Annotated in this window: 28 protein-coding genes; all 28 read right to left on the reverse strand. The window is 53.5% G+C overall.

Annotated features, from left to right (window positions below; all coding sequences use genetic code 11):
• Positions 1-71 precede the first annotated feature (71 nt).
• The 28 genes from rpsD to rplD all read right to left on the reverse strand — a co-directional run bounded on the left by rpsD (position 72) and on the right by rplD (position 13,364).
• Positions 72-698 carry a 30S ribosomal protein S4 gene (gene rpsD / locus EV586_RS19340; RefSeq protein WP_132946721.1) on the reverse strand — a complete coding sequence of 209 codons (627 nt, stop codon included), beginning with the start codon at positions 696-698 and terminating at the stop codon, positions 72-74.
• An 85-nt stretch (positions 699-783) separates the two neighbouring features.
• Positions 784-1,194 carry a 30S ribosomal protein S11 gene (gene rpsK / locus EV586_RS19345; protein ID WP_132946722.1) on the reverse strand — a complete coding sequence of 137 codons (411 nt, stop codon included), beginning with the start codon at positions 1,192-1,194 and terminating at the stop codon, positions 784-786.
• 19 nt (positions 1,195-1,213) lie between these two features.
• Positions 1,214-1,582: a 30S ribosomal protein S13 gene (gene rpsM / locus EV586_RS19350; RefSeq protein ID WP_132946723.1), complete on the reverse strand. Its 369-nt coding sequence runs from the start codon at positions 1,580-1,582 to the stop codon at positions 1,214-1,216.
• A 119-nt stretch (positions 1,583-1,701) separates the two neighbouring features.
• Positions 1,702-1,815, reverse strand: a complete 114-nt coding sequence (gene rpmJ, locus EV586_RS19355) for a 50S ribosomal protein L36 (RefSeq protein ID WP_018131305.1) — start codon at positions 1,813-1,815, stop codon at positions 1,702-1,704.
• 25 nt (positions 1,816-1,840) lie between these two features.
• Positions 1,841-2,059 carry a translation initiation factor IF-1 gene (gene infA, locus EV586_RS19360; RefSeq protein ID WP_132946724.1) on the reverse strand — a complete coding sequence of 73 codons (219 nt, stop codon included), beginning with the start codon at positions 2,057-2,059 and terminating at the stop codon, positions 1,841-1,843.
• A complete protein-coding gene (locus EV586_RS19365; RefSeq protein ID WP_132946725.1) occupies positions 2,046-2,366 on the reverse strand; it encodes a KOW domain-containing RNA-binding protein in 321 nt (106 codons plus the stop codon). The genes infA and EV586_RS19365 overlap by 14 nt, the downstream gene beginning before the upstream one ends.
• 22 nt (positions 2,367-2,388) lie before the next feature.
• Complete coding sequence (gene map, locus EV586_RS19370; RefSeq protein ID WP_132946726.1) at positions 2,389-3,135, reverse strand: type I methionyl aminopeptidase; 747 nt, start codon at positions 3,133-3,135, stop codon at positions 2,389-2,391.
• Positions 3,132-3,782, reverse strand: a complete 651-nt coding sequence (locus EV586_RS19375) for an adenylate kinase (RefSeq protein WP_132946727.1) — start codon at positions 3,780-3,782, stop codon at positions 3,132-3,134. Before EV586_RS19375 ends, map begins: the two co-directional genes overlap by 4 nt.
• 55 nt (positions 3,783-3,837) lie before the next feature.
• A complete protein-coding gene (gene secY / locus EV586_RS19380; RefSeq protein ID WP_132946728.1) occupies positions 3,838-5,121 on the reverse strand; it encodes a preprotein translocase subunit SecY in 1,284 nt (427 codons plus the stop codon).
• Positions 5,121-5,564: a 50S ribosomal protein L15 gene (gene rplO, locus EV586_RS19385; RefSeq protein ID WP_132946729.1), complete on the reverse strand. Its 444-nt coding sequence runs from the start codon at positions 5,562-5,564 to the stop codon at positions 5,121-5,123. The genes secY and rplO overlap by 1 nt, the downstream gene beginning before the upstream one ends.
• 33 nt (positions 5,565-5,597) lie before the next feature.
• A complete protein-coding gene (rpmD, locus tag EV586_RS19390) occupies positions 5,598-5,780 on the reverse strand; it encodes a 50S ribosomal protein L30 (RefSeq protein ID WP_087456466.1) in 183 nt (60 codons plus the stop codon).
• 15 nt (positions 5,781-5,795) lie between these two features.
• Entirely contained in the window at positions 5,796-6,293 is a 498-nt protein-coding gene (gene rpsE / locus EV586_RS19395) for a 30S ribosomal protein S5 (RefSeq protein ID WP_132946730.1), read from the reverse strand.
• Positions 6,294-6,322: 29 nt separating this feature from the next.
• The gene (gene rplR / locus EV586_RS19400) at positions 6,323-6,691 is read right to left on the reverse strand and encodes a 50S ribosomal protein L18 (protein ID WP_132946731.1); all 369 of its coding nucleotides are present in this window, start codon (positions 6,689-6,691) and stop codon (positions 6,323-6,325) included.
• A gap of 43 nt (positions 6,692-6,734) precedes the next feature.
• Positions 6,735-7,274, reverse strand: coding sequence for a 50S ribosomal protein L6 (gene rplF, locus EV586_RS19405; RefSeq protein ID WP_132946732.1), 540 nt, complete (start codon positions 7,272-7,274; stop codon positions 6,735-6,737).
• A 31-nt stretch (positions 7,275-7,305) separates the two neighbouring features.
• Positions 7,306-7,704 (reverse strand): 30S ribosomal protein S8, encoded by a 399-nt coding sequence (rpsH, locus tag EV586_RS19410; RefSeq protein WP_132946733.1) that lies wholly within the window; start codon positions 7,702-7,704, stop codon positions 7,306-7,308.
• Between the two features lie 34 nt (positions 7,705-7,738).
• Positions 7,739-7,924, reverse strand: a complete 186-nt coding sequence (locus tag EV586_RS19415; protein WP_038092297.1) for a type Z 30S ribosomal protein S14 — start codon at positions 7,922-7,924, stop codon at positions 7,739-7,741.
• Between the two features lie 31 nt (positions 7,925-7,955).
• Positions 7,956-8,489, reverse strand: a complete 534-nt coding sequence (gene rplE, locus EV586_RS19420) for a 50S ribosomal protein L5 (protein ID WP_481937776.1) — start codon at positions 8,487-8,489, stop codon at positions 7,956-7,958.
• Positions 8,490-8,525: 36 nt separating this feature from the next.
• Positions 8,526-8,855, reverse strand: coding sequence for a 50S ribosomal protein L24 (gene rplX, locus EV586_RS19425; protein ID WP_132946735.1), 330 nt, complete (start codon positions 8,853-8,855; stop codon positions 8,526-8,528).
• A 44-nt stretch (positions 8,856-8,899) separates the two neighbouring features.
• Positions 8,900-9,268 carry a 50S ribosomal protein L14 gene (rplN, locus tag EV586_RS19430; RefSeq protein ID WP_132946736.1) on the reverse strand — a complete coding sequence of 123 codons (369 nt, stop codon included), beginning with the start codon at positions 9,266-9,268 and terminating at the stop codon, positions 8,900-8,902.
• Positions 9,269-9,317: 49 nt separating this feature from the next.
• Positions 9,318-9,581 carry a 30S ribosomal protein S17 gene (gene rpsQ, locus EV586_RS19435; protein ID WP_132946737.1) on the reverse strand — a complete coding sequence of 88 codons (264 nt, stop codon included), beginning with the start codon at positions 9,579-9,581 and terminating at the stop codon, positions 9,318-9,320.
• 27 nt (positions 9,582-9,608) lie between these two features.
• Positions 9,609-9,806: a 50S ribosomal protein L29 gene (gene rpmC / locus EV586_RS19440; RefSeq protein WP_087456457.1), complete on the reverse strand. Its 198-nt coding sequence runs from the start codon at positions 9,804-9,806 to the stop codon at positions 9,609-9,611.
• Positions 9,796-10,230 (reverse strand): 50S ribosomal protein L16, encoded by a 435-nt coding sequence (gene rplP / locus EV586_RS19445; RefSeq protein WP_132946738.1) that lies wholly within the window; start codon positions 10,228-10,230, stop codon positions 9,796-9,798. Before rplP ends, rpmC begins: the two co-directional genes overlap by 11 nt.
• A 3-nt stretch (positions 10,231-10,233) precedes the next feature.
• Positions 10,234-10,905 (reverse strand): 30S ribosomal protein S3, encoded by a 672-nt coding sequence (gene rpsC / locus EV586_RS19450; RefSeq protein ID WP_132946739.1) that lies wholly within the window; start codon positions 10,903-10,905, stop codon positions 10,234-10,236.
• Positions 10,906-10,925: 20 nt separating this feature from the next.
• A complete protein-coding gene (gene rplV / locus EV586_RS19455) occupies positions 10,926-11,261 on the reverse strand; it encodes a 50S ribosomal protein L22 (RefSeq protein WP_132946740.1) in 336 nt (111 codons plus the stop codon).
• Between the two features lie 32 nt (positions 11,262-11,293).
• On the reverse strand, positions 11,294-11,572 hold the full coding sequence (gene rpsS, locus EV586_RS19460; protein ID WP_132946741.1) for a 30S ribosomal protein S19: 279 nt from the start codon (positions 11,570-11,572) through the stop codon (positions 11,294-11,296).
• A 30-nt stretch (positions 11,573-11,602) separates the two neighbouring features.
• Positions 11,603-12,433: a 50S ribosomal protein L2 gene (rplB, locus tag EV586_RS19465; protein WP_132946742.1), complete on the reverse strand. Its 831-nt coding sequence runs from the start codon at positions 12,431-12,433 to the stop codon at positions 11,603-11,605.
• A 20-nt stretch (positions 12,434-12,453) separates the two neighbouring features.
• Complete coding sequence (rplW, locus tag EV586_RS19470; protein ID WP_132946743.1) at positions 12,454-12,744, reverse strand: 50S ribosomal protein L23; 291 nt, start codon at positions 12,742-12,744, stop codon at positions 12,454-12,456.
• Entirely contained in the window at positions 12,744-13,364 is a 621-nt protein-coding gene (gene rplD, locus EV586_RS19475; protein ID WP_132946744.1) for a 50S ribosomal protein L4, read from the reverse strand. The genes rplW and rplD overlap by 1 nt, the downstream gene beginning before the upstream one ends.
• Positions 13,365-13,389: the final 25 nt, after the last annotated feature.

Below are 13,389 nucleotides of genomic sequence, written 5' to 3' on the forward strand. Positions count from 1 at the left end.
TCTCGACAACTCGAACATTCCGGTGAGACTTGCGCAGCTGAGGGTGATAGTCTGCCGAGTACACTCAAATCTTAGCGAGAGTAAAGTTCGACGATCATTTGTTCTGCAACTGGAACGTCGATTTCGTCACGAGACGGAACGCGAACGATGCGCGCAGACTTGGTGTTCAGGTCTCTCTCGAGCCACGCGATCACCGCTTTGGATTCAGCAGATTCCAAGAGTTCCTTCACGCGCGGAACATCTTGTGCTTTATCGGAAAACGCAATCACGTCGCCCGGCTTGGTCAGGTAAGACGGAATGTCGACGCGCTTGCCGTTCACGAGGATGTGGCCGTGTTTCACGATTTGGCGAGCTTCCGGACGGGAAGCAGCGAAACCGGAGCGATACACAACGTTATCCAGGCGGCTTTCCAGAATCTGCAGCAGGGTTTCACCTGTGATCCCCTTGCGGCGGCTAGCTTCTTCGTAGTATGCACGGAATTGCTTTTCAAGGACGCCGTAGACGCGACGTGCTTTTTGCTTTTCGCGCAGTTGGGTACCGTATTCCGATACCTTCTTGCGAGCCTGGCCGTGTTGGCCCGGCGCGTAAGCGCGGCGGTCGATGGCACACTTGTCGGTATAGCAGCGTTCGCCTTTCAGATACAGTTTAACGCCTTCACGGCGGCACAAACGGCAAACAGAACCGGTGTATCTTGCCATTCTAGTATTGACACCTCCTGTTAGAATCATACTCTGTTGCTAAAGGTTTCCGTGTCTTCTTACACACAGAAGAGAAGCGCCAACGTTATACGCGGCGGCGCTTCGGCGGACGGCAACCGTTGTGCGGGATCGGAGTGACGTCTTTGATCATGGAAACTTCGAGGCCTGCTGCTTGCAGGGAACGAATCGCTGCTTCACGACCAGCGCCCGGACCTTTTACGAAGACTTCCAAGGACTTCATTCCATGTTCCATCGCAACTTTAGCTGCAGATTCTGCTGCCATTTGAGCTGCGAACGGGGTCGACTTACGGGAGCCTTTGAAGCCTTGGCCGCCGGCAGTAGCCCAGGAGATCGCGTTGCCTTGCATGTCGGTGATGGTAACGATCGTGTTATTGAAAGTCGACTTGATGTGAGCTACGCCAACTTCAATGTTCTTACGGTCACGACGTTTGGTACGGGTGGTAGCACCTTTACCGCGTCCTTTAACTTTTGCCATGTGTCAGTTTCCCCCCTTATTATTTTTTCTTGCCTGCTACAGTGCGGCGCGGACCCTTACGGGTACGAGCGTTGGTCTTGGTGCGTTGACCGCGAACCGGAAGACCGCGGCGGTGACGGATCCCACGGTAGGAACCGATCTCGATCAGGCGCTTGATGTTCAAAGCGATGTCGCGACGGAGGTCACCTTCAACCTTGACGTTCTTGTCGATATATTCACGGATCTTGTTGACTTCATCTTCAGTCAGATCCTTTACGCGAGCGTCTTTGTTAACGCCAGTAGCTTCGAGGACCTTGTTCGCGGTCTTACGGCCGATGCCGAAGATGTAGGTCAAGCTGATTTCCACACGCTTGTCGCGCGGGATATCGATACCTGCAATACGTGCCATGTGCGTGTACACCTCCCAAGTAATCATCGATGTGCTTAGTTTATAGGAAACAACAGCAGCGCAGTTCCCAGAGTTCCGTCAGAGCGGAACGGGACAGCCGCTCTACGCTCTGTTGAAACTTAACCTTGTTTTTGCTTGTGCTTCGGGTTTTCGCAAATGACCATAACGGCGCCTTTGCGACGAATGATCTTGCACTTTTCGCAAATCGGCTTAACAGAAGGACGTACCTTCATTGCGATTACCTCCAATCGTAAGTCCTTATTTGTAGCGGTAGGTAATCCGGCCACGCGTCAAATCGTACGGAGACAATTCAACGGTTACACGGTCCCCCGGTAGAATCCGGATATAGTGCATTCGAATCTTGCCAGATACATGTGCGAGCACTTTGTGTCCGTTTTCCAGTTCCACTCGAAACATTGCGTTCGGAAGCGGTTCGATGACCGTTCCTTCCACTTCGATGACATCATCTTTCGCCACTAGGGTCACTTCCTCTCTTCGCTTCATCAATACTCTGTACAAACGATCGTTTGAATCGGTTCAGGCAACCGCGCAACAACGCATTTTGCACCTGACCTTTTTGCTCAAGCTCGGCTGCCAGCAATTCATCAAGATGAGGAAGCAGCTGGATATGCGCGCGATTCTTGCGCTTGGGAGCGTCGCTTTTACGCTTCGCACCGTCCGCCAGCAAAACGGTCTTCGGACCTGCAATCCCAACAATGACCGCGTAGTTACCTGTTTCTTTGCCTTGAGTCACCATGACGAACTGCCCAAGATGGGGACGCATCGGATGAAGCATCCTGTTCACCTTACGCTTTCGTCAAGATGTCCGGTCCGTCAGGAGTAACTGCCACTGTATGCTCAAAATGAGCGGCCAGCGAGCCGTCAGCTGTCACGACCGTCCAGTCGTCCTGGAGCGTCTTCGTGTGGAAGCTGCCGACGTTGACCATCGGCTCAATCGCCAGCGTCATGCCGGTCTTCAGTCGTGGTCCACGCCCGGGCGGGCCATAGTTCGGGATAGACGGGTCTTCATGCATTTGTCGCCCAATGCCGTGGCCAACGAATTCACGTACGACCGAGAACCCGTGCGATTCCACGTACTTTTGCACCGCGTGGCCGATATCAGAAAGCCGGTTGCCGTCTTTGGCTTGTTCCAAGCCTTTGAACAAGGCTGCTTCCGTTACGTCGAGTAACTTCTGCGCCGTCTCGCTGATCTGGCCGACCGCGTACGTCCAGGCGGAGTCGCCGTGGAAGCCGTGGATGTTCGCACCGATGTCAATGGAGATAATGTCGCCCTCCTGGAGAACCTGGTTGCCCGGGATCCCATGGACGATCACTTCATTGACGGATGCACAGATAGAAGCTGGATACCCGTGGTACCCCTTGAAGGAAGGAAGCGCACCTTGCTTGCGGATGAAGTCATCAGCAATCTGGTCAAGTTCCTTCGTGGTGATCCCCGGAAGAACTGCTTTTTGCAGCTCTTTGTGTGTCAACGCAACGATCCGTCCTGCCTCACGCATCAAATCCAGCTCTACATTGGACTTACTGACGATCATTCCACACCTCGTAGAATGGAAGAGATTTGCTTGTATACCTCATCGATCGCTTGTTCGCCATCGATAGTTTTCAGCAGACCCTTGGCTTCGTAGTAAGCCAAAATTGGTTCGGATTGCTTGATGTTTACATCCAGGCGGGTAGCAACCGTTTCCGTAGTGTCGTCCGAGCGCTGGTAGAGCTCGCCGTCACACTTGTCACATTTGCCTTCCGTCGCCGGAGGGTTAAAGATGACGTGGTAGGTTGCGCCGCAGGATTTGCAAATCCGACGACCGGTTAAACGCGCTAAGAGATTTTCACGAGCGACAGTCAGGTTAATGACAACGTCGATCTCACGGCCGAGGTCGACAAGCATGGCGCTGAGCGCTTCTGCCTGTGCCAGCGTACGCGGAAAACCATCGAGGAGAAATCCTTTTTCGCAGTCCGGCTTTTGGAATCGTTCACGCACAATCCCGATGGTGACTTCGTCTGGAACGAGGAGCCCCTGATCCATGAACGACTTCGCCTGAAGTCCAAGAGGAGTCGCTTCTGCAATCGCCGCCCGGAACATGTCACCGGTAGAGATGTGAGGGATCCCGAACTCGGAGACGATGCGTTCTGCCTGCGTGCCTTTACCTGCACCAGGCAATCCCATGAAGATGACTTGCATCCATCATCCCTCCATTGTCAAAGACTTCTGGTTTCGGGCCATGCCGTCTCTTTCACTACTTGCGGATAAATCCTTTGTAGTGGCGTTGCAGGAGCTGGCTTTCCACTTGTTTCATGGTTTCAAGAGCAACCCCGACGACGATGAGAAGACCAGTGCCGCCGAAAAACAGATTCAAGCCCGTTGCACTCATAAACACGACCGGCATCGAAGCGATGGCAGCGAGGAAGAGTGCGCCGGAAAGAGTGATGCGATTCATAACCCGAGTGATGAACAGCTCGGTCGGCTTGCCGGGGCGGATACCCGGGATGAAGCCGCCATTTTTCTTCATGCCATCCGACAGCTGCACAGGGTTGATCTGTACGAACGTGTAGAAGTAGGTGAAGAAAATGATCAGAATCACTTCAAAAGCAACATACAACGGCTGGCCGAAAGCGAGCCGTGAATGAATCCAATCCGTCACAGCGTTAGACGGAAGGAATTGTGCGACCGTTACAGGGAACATCAGCAGGGACGATGCGAAAATCACCGGAATAACCCCTGCGGCGTTTACCTTGAGCGGGATGTGAGTGGATTGCCCACCATACATTTTACGCCCAACAACACGCTTCGCATACTGCACCGGAATGCGGCGCACACCTTGTTGTACGAACACGATCGCTGCGATCAAAAGCACGATACCGACGATCAGTATCCCGAGTTTGACGAAGCTCATGCCGAGCTGGTCCTGGTTGTAGAACCAAGTCTCGTAGATCGTGCGGGCCCCGCGCTCCACCCCTGCGATGATACCTGCAAAGATGAGGATCGAGATCCCGTTGCCGATGCCCTTCTCGGTGATTTGTTCACCGAGCCACATCAGAAACGCCGTACCGGCTGTCAGCGTAAGCGTGATGAGTGCGTACCCCGTCCAGCTTGTATCGGTAATAAGTCCCGGAAGCTGGTTGTTAAAGGTTACGGACAGGCCGAAAGCCTGGATCATACCCAGTACGATTGTACCGTATCGCGTAATCTGTGCCAACTTTTTACGTCCGGCTTCCCCTTCTTTTTGCCATTCCTCGAACTTCTTGAGCACGCCCATGCCGAGGAGCTGGACAATGATCGACGCCGTGATGTACGGGGTGATCGACATTGCGAAGATGGAGAAGTTCTGGAGCGCACCACCCGAGAACGTGTTAAGCATCCCGAAGATCGGGTTTTCCCCGATCTCAGCGAGTGCTTTTGCGTTGACATTCGGGACCGGGATAAAACTCCCGATCCTGAATACCAGAATCATGAGCAGGGTGAACAAAATTCGATTACGCAGATCGGACACTTTCCAAATGTTCGCGATCGTCGTAAACATTAGATCACCTCAGCCTTACCGCCAGCAGCTTCGATTTTCTCGATCGCAGACTTGGAGAAAGCCTGTGCTTGCACAGTAAGAGCTACGGTAATTTCGCCGTTACCCAGGATCTTAACGCCGTCATGCAGGTTCTTGACGATACCTGCTTCTTTCAGCAGTCCAGGGGTTACAACAGTGCCAGCTTCGAACTTGTTCAGCTTCGCAACGTTCACTTCAGCAAACACGGTAGCGAATACCGAGTTGTTGAAGCCGCGCTTCGGCAGACGACGGAACAGAGGAGTCTGACCGCCCTCGAAGCCCAGACGAACGCCACCGCCGGAGCGAGCGTTTTGACCTTTGTGACCACGGCCGGCAGTTTTGCCATTGCCGGTACCGATCCCGCGGCCTACGCGCTTGCGAACGTGCTTCGAACCTTCAGCCGGTTTGAGCTCATGCAATTTCATCCCGATGCACCTCCTCTTTACTTTGATGCTTGATTAGTCGATTACTTTGTACTCAACGAGGTGTTGCACCTTGTTGACCATGCCGCGGATTTGCGGCGTATCGTTGTGAACAACGGTCTGGTTCAGCTTGCGCAGGCCCAGGGTCGTCACGGTAACTTTCTGGTCTTCAGGACGGCCGATCGGGCTCTTCTTGAGGGTGATTTCCAACTTTGCCATTGTGATATCCCCTCCTTAACCCTGAATTTCTTCCAAGGACTTGCCACGCAGCTTCGCAACGTCTTCCGGGCGCTTGAGGCGCTTCAGACCGTCGAGGGTTGCGTGAACCATGTTCATGGAGTTGGAAGAACCAAGAGATTTGGTAACGATGTCTTTAACGCCTGCGAGTTCGAGGACCGCGCGAGCCGGACCGCCCGCGATAACACCGGTACCTTCTTTCGCCGGCTTGATCAGAACTTTACCAGCGCCAAAGCGTCCCAGGATGTCGTGCGGCACGGTGGTGCCTACGAGCGGAACGTAGACGAGGTTTTTCTTCGCATCGTCGATGCCTTTACGGATAGCGTCCGGCACCTCAGCAGCTTTGCCGAGACCTGCGCCGACGTGACCGTTGCCATCGCCTACGATAACGAGAGCGGAGAAGCTGAAACGTCGACCGCCTTTAACGACCTTCGCAACACGGTTGATTGCGACGACTTTCTCAGACAGTTCGAGTTGGTTCGGATCGATACGCATTAAGGTTTCCCTCCTTTTTTGCAAGATGATTAGAATTCGAGGCCAGCTTCACGAGCTGCTGCAGCCAGAGCTGCAATGCGGCCATGGTAGAGGTAACCTCCGCGGTCGAATACCACGTTGGAGATCCCTTTTTCAAGAGCGCGCTTCGCAACGAGTTCGCCGACTTTCGTAGCAGCTTCAATGTTGCCGCCGTGGCCGAACTGGCCTTTCAGAGCCGGGTCAACGGTCGAAGCGGAAACGAGAGTTACACCGGTAGCATCGTCGATTACTTGTGCGTAGATGTGCTTGGTGGAACGGAAAACGTTCAGACGCGGGCGCAGAGCGGTACCCGCTACCTTACGGCGTACGCGGAAGTGACGGCGCTTACGAGCTTTATTCTTGTCACCTTTGGTGATCATCGAGATTCACTCCCTTCATGCAAGGATTGCATGTCTCATGCTATTATTTCTTACCAGTCTTACCAACCTTGCGGCGGATGACTTCGTTTTCGTACTTGATACCTTTGCCTTTGTACGGCTCCGGTTCGCGCAGGGAACGGATCTGTGCAGCCACTTGGCCAACGCGTTCCTTGTTGATGCCCTTGATGGTCAGCTTGGTAGCTGCCGGAACATCGATTTCGATGCCTTCTTCCGGAACGATTTCAACCGGGTGGGAGAAACCGAGGGAAAGAGTTACTTTGTCGCCCGCTTTCGCGGCACGGTAACCAACGCCCACGAGTTCGAGGTTCTTCTCGAAGCCCTTGGATACGCCCTCTACCATGTTGTTGAGGACGGAACGGGTGGTGCCGTGCAGGGAGCGGTGCAGCTTGTTGTCGGACGGACGTTCGACAACCACCTGAGTGCCTTCTACCTTGATCGCCATATCCTTATGGAATTCGCGAGTCAGGGTGCCTTTCGGACCTTTTACGGTCACGACAGCGCCGTTTTGAGTTACCTCAACACCAGCCGGCAATTCGATTACTTTTCTACCGATACGAGACACAAGTTACACCTCCAATCGTAAGAAGCTTTTATTACCAAACGTAGCAGAGTACTTCGCCGCCAACTTGGGAACGGCGAGCATCTTTATCGGTCATCAGACCGTTCGAAGTGGACAGGATTGCGATACCCAGACCACCCAGAACGCGCGGGATTTCGTTCGACTTCGCGTATACGCGCAGGCCCGGCTTGGAAATGCGCTTCAAGCCAGTGATAACACGCTCGTTGTTTGCACCGTACTTGAGGAATACGCGGATGATCCCTTGCTTGTTGTCCGGAATGAATTCAGCGTCACGGATGAAACCTTCGTTCTTGAGGATTTCGGCGACTGCTTTCTTCAGGTTGGAGCCCGGGATTTCAACTTTCTCGTGACCAACCATGTTCGCGTTCCGGATACGAGTCAGCATATCTGCGATCGGATCAGTCATCACCATGTGTAAAAACCTCCTTCCCTAATCGCTTTCTCTATTACCAGCTGGCTTTCTTCACGCCAGGGAGTTGACCTTTGTACGCCAGTTCACGGAAGCAAATACGGCAGATGCCGAACTTCCGCAAAACCGAGTGCGGACGACCGCACACACGGCAACGGGTGTATGCGCGGGTGCTGAACTTCGGCGTACGTTGCTGTTTAACGACCATAGCCTTACGAGCCACTGTCCATACCTCCTAAAATTTGCGGAATTTTTTATGCTTGACGGAACGGTGCGCCCATGAGACGCAGGAATTCACGGCCTTCTTCGTCGGTCTTCGCAGTGGTTACGAATACGATGTCCATACCCAAGATCTTGTCGACCTTTTCGTACTCGATCTCCGGGAAGAGCAGCTGTTCTTTCAGACCGAGGGTGTAGTTGCCACGGCCGTCGAACGCTTTCGGAGAGATACCACGGAAGTCGCGGACGCGCGGCAGAGCCACGTTGAAGAGCTTGTCGAGGAAGTGGTACATACGCTCACCGCGCAGGGTGACTTTTGCACCGATCGGCATGCCTTCACGAATTTTGAAGCCTGCGATGGACTTCTTCGCTTTGGTGATAACCGGCTTTTGACCGGAGATCAGTTCGAGGTCAGCTACTGCTGCATCCAGAACTTTCGCGTTAGCAACCGCTTCGCCAAGACCCATGTTGATTACGATCTTTTCGAGCTTCGGAGCTTGCATAACAGACTGATATTCAAACTTGCTCATCAGAGCAGGAAGAACTTCTGCATTGTAAAACTCTTGCATACGAGCCACGATAGGTTACCTCCTTTCTTGACCTGACTACTTGTCGAGAACTTCGCCAGATTTTTTTGCGTAACGAACCTTTGTGCCGTCGTTCAGAATCTTTTTGCCGATTCGAGTAGCACCGCCGGTTTTCGGGTCAACGATCGCTACGTTCGAAACGTGAATCGCCGCTTCTTTTTCGATGATACCGCCTTGCTGGTTGGTCGCGTTCGGCTTGGTGTGACGCTTGACGATGTTCACGCCTTCAACCAAAACGCGCTGCTCGGACGGGTATGCTTCCAAGATGCGACCCTTCTTGCCTTTATCCTTGCCAGTGAGAACGACAACTTGGTCGCCTTTCTTCACATGAAGTTTAGCATTAGCCACTGTGTTACACCTCCTCAGGTGTTACTACCTGAAACTTATATCGATTAGAGCACTTCAGGTGCCAGAGAGATGATCTTCATGAAGTCTTTCTCACGCAGTTCACGAGCTACCGGCCCGAAGATACGGGTGCCGCGCGGAGACTTGTCTTCCTTGATGATGACAGCTGCGTTTTCGTCGAACTTGATGTAGGTGCCGTCTTTGCGGCGGCTGCCAGTCTTCGTACGAACGATAACCGCTTTGACTACATCACCCTTCTTGACAACGCCACCGGGTGTTGCGCTTTTCACCGAAGCAACAATGATGTCGCCGATGTTAGCGGACTTGCGGTTCGAGCCACCAAGAACGCGGAAGCACATGATTTCCTTAGCACCAGAGTTGTCTGCTACTGCAAGACGGGATTGCGGTTGAATCATGCCTGGGACCTCCTTCCAAGTGAGTCCTAAGACTCTGGGTTCCGATCGATTAGAGGATTACTGCTTCCTCTACCACTTCAACAAGACGCCAGCGCTTATCTTTCGACAGCGGACGAGTTTCCATGATCTTCACGATGTCGCCAACTTTTGCGGTGTTGTTTTCATCGTGCGCTTTAAACTTCTTCGTTACGAGAACAAGCTTCCCGTACAGCGGGTGCTTTTTCTGCTCTTCGACAGCGACAACAATCGTCTTATCCATTTTGTCGGATACGACTTTGCCGGTGCGGACTTTGCGGTAGTTGCGTTCGCTCATCCTATTTCCTCCTTTCTAGCGGAGAGATTAACCGATACCCAGTTCGCGCTCTCTGAGGATCGTTTTGGCACGTGCGATATCCTTGCGCACTTCACGAATGCGCATCGGGTTGTCGAGCTGACCGGTTGCCAGTTGGAAACGCAGGTTGAACAGCTCGTCTTTCAGGTCGTTGACTTTAGTTTCGATCTCAACGGTGGACAAGTTACGGATGTCTTTAACTTTCATCTGCCTCACCACCCACTTCTTCGCGTTTTACAAACTTGCACTTGATCGGCAGTTTGTGCATTGCGAGACGCATCGCTTCGCGTGCAATCTCTTCCGGAACGCCAGCCAGTTCGAACATGACGCGGCCCGGTTTAACAACCGCTACCCATTTTTCCGGCGAACCTTTACCAGCACCCATCCGGGTTTCAGCCGGCTTCGCAGTAACAGGCTTGCTCGGGAAAATCTTGATCCATACTTTACCGCCACGTTTGATGTAACGGGTCATCGCGATACGAGCAGCTTCGATCTGACGGTTGGTGATCCAAGCCGGTTCGAGAGCTTGCAGACCGTATTCACCAAAAGCTACGGACTCGCCGCCTTTGGTGCGGCCAGCCATGCGGCCGCGGTGCTCTTTACGATGCTTGACGCGCTTCGGCAACAACATGTCTTACTTACCCCCTTCTTCGGCAGCTTCTTTCTTAGCGCCGCGGGTAGGCAGTACTTCGCCACGGTAGATCCACACTTTTACGCCGATGCGGCCGTAAGTGGTGTGAGCTTCGTAGTGAGCGTAGTCGATGTCAGCGCGCAGAGTGTGCAGCGGAACCGTACCTTCGGAGTAGCCTTCGGTACGCGCGATCTCAGCGCCGCCCAGACGACCGGATACTTGTACTTTGATACCCTTAGCGCCAGTGCGCATGGTGCGCTGGATCGATTGCTTCATTGCACGGCGGAACGCGATACGGCGTTCGAGCTGTTGTGCGATGTTCACAGCAACCAGGTGAGCGTTCATGTCCGGATGCTTGATCTCAGCGATGTTGATGTGTACACGTTTGCCTGTCATGGTAGACAGTGCGGTGCGCAGGTTATCAACCTCAGCGCCGCCCTTACCGATAACCATACCCGGCTTCGCGGTGTGAATGGTTACGTTGATACGGTTTGCAGCCCGTTCGATTTCAACCGTAGCAACAGATGCATCTTTGAGGCGGTTTTCGATATACTCACGAACTTTGATGTCTTCGTGAAGCAGTTCGGTGTATTCCTTCTTGTTCGCGAACCATTTCGACTCCCAGTCGCGAATGATGCCAACGCGAAGGCCTACGGGGTTAACCTTTTGTCCCATCCGTTATCCCTCCTTCTTGACTACTTTTCACCGAGTACTACGGTGATGTGGCTGGTGCGCTTGTGAATACGGAATGCACGGCCTTGTGCGCGCGGACGGAAGCGCTTCAGGGTCGGTCCTTGATCCACGAATACTTCTTTAACATAGAGGCTGTCAAGGTCCAGGTTGTAGTTGTGGTCTGCGTTCGCCAAAGCGGAGTTCAGAACCTTTTCAACAACCGGAGATGCAGCTTTCGGAGTGTGCTTGAGGATCGCGATCGCTTCCGAAGCTTTCTTGCCGCGGATCAGGTCCACAACCAGGCGGACTTTGCGCGGTGCGATACGCACGGTACGAGCGACTGCCTTCGCAGTTTGCATTGTATTACCTCCTCTCTACCGATCATAAAATATTAGCGGCGAGATGTTTTCTCGTCAGCACCGTGTCCTTTGTAGGAACGAGTCGGTGCGAATTCACCCAGCTTGTGACCTACCATATCTTCAGTCACGTACACCGGCACGTGCTTGCGGCCATCATATACCGCGAAAGTGTGGCCGATGAAGTTCGGGAAGATCGTGGAACGGCGAGACCAGGTCTTGATAACCTTCTTGTCGCCGGCAGCGTTCATCTCTTCAACTTTCTTCATGAGATGATCGTCTACGAACGGTCCTTTCTTAAGAGAGCGACCCATGTTAGTACCTCCCTTCGTTAGGCGGTTAAATTACTTCTTGCGCGAACGAACAATATACTTGTTAGATTGCTTGTTCTTCTTGCGCGTCTTCTTACCGAGGGTCGGTTTGCCCCACGGGGACATCGGCGACTTGCGGCCGATCGGAGCGCGGCCTTCACCACCACCATGCGGGTGATCGTTCGGGTTCATTACAACACCGCGGACGGTCGGGCGGATGCCTTTGTGACGGTTGCGGCCTGCTTTACCGATGTTCACCAGCTCGTGGTCGAGGTTGCCGACTTGGCCGATGGTAGCTTTGCACTCGGAACGGATCAGGCGAACTTCGCCGGATGCCAGACGAACGTGGCAGTACTCGCCTTCTTTTGCGAGCAGCTGAGCTTCAGCGCCTGCAGCGCGAGCGATTTGACCGCCCTTGCCGGCTTTCAGCTCGATGTTGTGGATCATGGTACCAACCGGGATGTTCGCCAGCGGCAGTGCGTTGCCGATTTTGATGTCGACGTCGGTGCCGGATTGGATCATATCGCCGACTTTCAGGCCAACCGGAGCGAGGATGTAACGCTTCTCGCCGTCAACGTAGTTGATCAGTGCGATGAAAGAGGTACGGTTCGGATCGTATTCGATCGTAGCAACGCGGCCCGGAATGCCATCTTTGTTACGTTTGAAGTCGATGATGCGGTATTGACGCTTCGCGCCGCCGCCTTGGTGACGAACAGTGGTTCTCCCTGTGTTGTTGCGGCCACCTTTGTTATGCAGCGGCAGCAAGAGGGATTTTTCGGGTTTGTCGGTGGTCAGCTCTTCGTAGGTCAGAACGGACATGAAACGACGACCCGGAGAGGTCGGTTTGTACTTCTTGATACCCATAGGAGTCCCTCCTTCTTAGATTATGCGCCTTCGAAGAAGTTAAGCGGTTTCGAGTCCGCGGTCAAGGTCACAATCGCCTTCTTCCACTCGGACGTGCGGCCAACGTGGCGGCCAACGCGCTTTTTCTTGGACGGAACGCGCAAGGTGTTAACCTTGTCAACGGTAACGCCGAAGATTTCTTCGAGAGCAGCTTTGATTTCAGTCTTGTTCGCTTTCAGGTCTACTTCGAAAACGAACTTGTTTACTTCCATCAGGTCAGTGGTGCGCTCGGTGATCACCGGACGCTTGATGATGTCGCGTGCGTTCTTCATTATGCGAACACCTCCTCGACTTTAGCCACTGCGTCTTTGGTAATGACGAGTGCATCGTGATGGAGAAGATCCAGTACGTTGATACCGGTAGCATCGACGAATTTCACGCCCGGGATGTTGCGTGCGGAGAGAGCGATGTTCGCATCCTTCTCGCTTGCAACGATCAGAGCTTTGCCGAGCTTCAGGTTGCTCAGGAGCTTCACCATGTCCTTCGTCTTCGGAGCATCGATGGTCAATGCATCCAGTACGAAGATTTCGTTCGCGTTTACTTTCGTAGCGAGCGCAGATTTCAGCGCCAGACGACGAACTTTCTTCGGAAGCTTGTAAGCGTAGGAACGCGGGGTCGGACCAAATACGGTACCGCCGCCTACCCATTGCGGGGAGCGGATGGAACCTTGGCGCGCACGACCGGTACCCTTTTGACGCCACGGCTTACGACCGCCGCCGCGAACTTCGGAACGGTTCTTTACATCGTGAGTACCACGGCGCAGAGATGCTTGCTGCATCACAACTGCTTCGTGCAGCACGTGTGCGTTCGGGGTGATACCGAACACGGTTTCGGAGAGTTCGATCTCTCCAACTTGGGAGCCACTCATGTTATATACAGGCACTTTCGGCATGTAGGGTCTCCTCCTTTCCTAAGAA

The organism is Tumebacillus sp. BK434 (assembly GCF_004340785.1).
Classification (GTDB): Bacteria; Bacillota; Bacilli; order Tumebacillales; family Tumebacillaceae; genus Tumebacillus_A.

Excerpts from the sequence above, each read along its gene's own strand:
- rpsD (WP_132946721.1), bottom strand. The coding sequence starts at position 698 with ATGGCAAGATACACCGGTTCTGTTTGCCGTTTGTGCCGCCGTGAAGGC.
- rpsK (WP_132946722.1), bottom strand. The coding sequence starts at position 1,194 with ATGGCAAAAGTTAAAGGACGCGGTAAAGGTGCTACCACCCGTACCAAA.
- rpsM (WP_132946723.1), bottom strand. The coding sequence starts at position 1,582 with ATGGCACGTATTGCAGGTATCGATATCCCGCGCGACAAGCGTGTGGAA.
- rpmJ (WP_018131305.1), bottom strand. The coding sequence starts at position 1,815 with ATGAAGGTACGTCCTTCTGTTAAGCCGATTTGCGAAAAGTGCAAGATC.
- EV586_RS19365 (WP_132946725.1), bottom strand. The coding sequence starts at position 2,366 with ATGCGTCCCCATCTTGGGCAGTTCGTCATGGTGACTCAAGGCAAAGAA.
- map (WP_132946726.1), bottom strand. The coding sequence starts at position 3,135 with ATGATCGTCAGTAAGTCCAATGTAGAGCTGGATTTGATGCGTGAGGCA.
- EV586_RS19375 (WP_132946727.1), bottom strand. The coding sequence starts at position 3,782 with ATGCAAGTCATCTTCATGGGATTGCCTGGTGCAGGTAAAGGCACGCAG.
- secY (WP_132946728.1), bottom strand. The coding sequence starts at position 5,121 with ATGTTTACGACGATCGCGAACATTTGGAAAGTGTCCGATCTGCGTAAT.
- rplO (WP_132946729.1), bottom strand. The coding sequence starts at position 5,564 with ATGAAATTGCATGAGCTCAAACCGGCTGAAGGTTCGAAGCACGTTCGC.
- rpmD (WP_087456466.1), bottom strand. The coding sequence starts at position 5,780 with ATGGCAAAGTTGGAAATCACCCTCAAGAAGAGCCCGATCGGCCGTCCT.
- rpsE (WP_132946730.1), bottom strand. The coding sequence starts at position 6,293 with ATGCGTATCGATCCGAACCAACTCGAACTGTCTGAGAAAGTCGTCGCA.
- rplR (WP_132946731.1), bottom strand. The coding sequence starts at position 6,691 with ATGATCACCAAAGGTGACAAGAATAAAGCTCGTAAGCGCCGTCACTTC.
- rpsH (WP_132946733.1), bottom strand. The coding sequence starts at position 7,704 with ATGGTGATGACTGATCCGATCGCAGATATGCTGACTCGTATCCGGAAC.
- rplE (WP_481937776.1), bottom strand. The coding sequence starts at position 8,489 with ATGCAAGAGTTTTACAATGCAGAAGTTCTTCCTGCTCTGATGAGCAAG.
- rplN (WP_132946736.1), bottom strand. The coding sequence starts at position 9,268 with ATGATTCAACCGCAATCCCGTCTTGCAGTAGCAGACAACTCTGGTGCT.
- rpsQ (WP_132946737.1), bottom strand. The coding sequence starts at position 9,581 with ATGAGCGAACGCAACTACCGCAAAGTCCGCACCGGCAAAGTCGTATCC.
- rpmC (WP_087456457.1), bottom strand. The coding sequence starts at position 9,806 with ATGAAAGTTAAAGACATCCGTAACTTGTCCACCGTTGAGATCGAAACT.
- rplP (WP_132946738.1), bottom strand. The coding sequence starts at position 10,230 with ATGTTGTTGCCGAAGCGCGTCAAGCATCGTAAAGAGCACCGCGGCCGC.
- rpsC (WP_132946739.1), bottom strand. The coding sequence starts at position 10,905 with ATGGGACAAAAGGTTAACCCCGTAGGCCTTCGCGTTGGCATCATTCGC.
- rplV (WP_132946740.1), bottom strand. The coding sequence starts at position 11,261 with ATGCAAACTGCGAAGGCAGTCGCTCGTACCGTGCGTATCGCACCGCGC.
- rpsS (WP_132946741.1), bottom strand. The coding sequence starts at position 11,572 with ATGGGTCGCTCTCTTAAGAAAGGACCGTTCGTAGACGATCATCTCATG.
- rplB (WP_132946742.1), bottom strand. The coding sequence starts at position 12,433 with ATGGGTATCAAGAAGTACAAACCGACCTCTCCGGGTCGTCGTTTCATG.
- rplW (WP_132946743.1), bottom strand. The coding sequence starts at position 12,744 with ATGAAGAACGCACGCGACATCATCAAGCGTCCGGTGATCACCGAGCGC.
- rplD (WP_132946744.1), bottom strand. The coding sequence starts at position 13,364 with ATGCCGAAAGTGCCTGTATATAACATGAGTGGCTCCCAAGTTGGAGAG.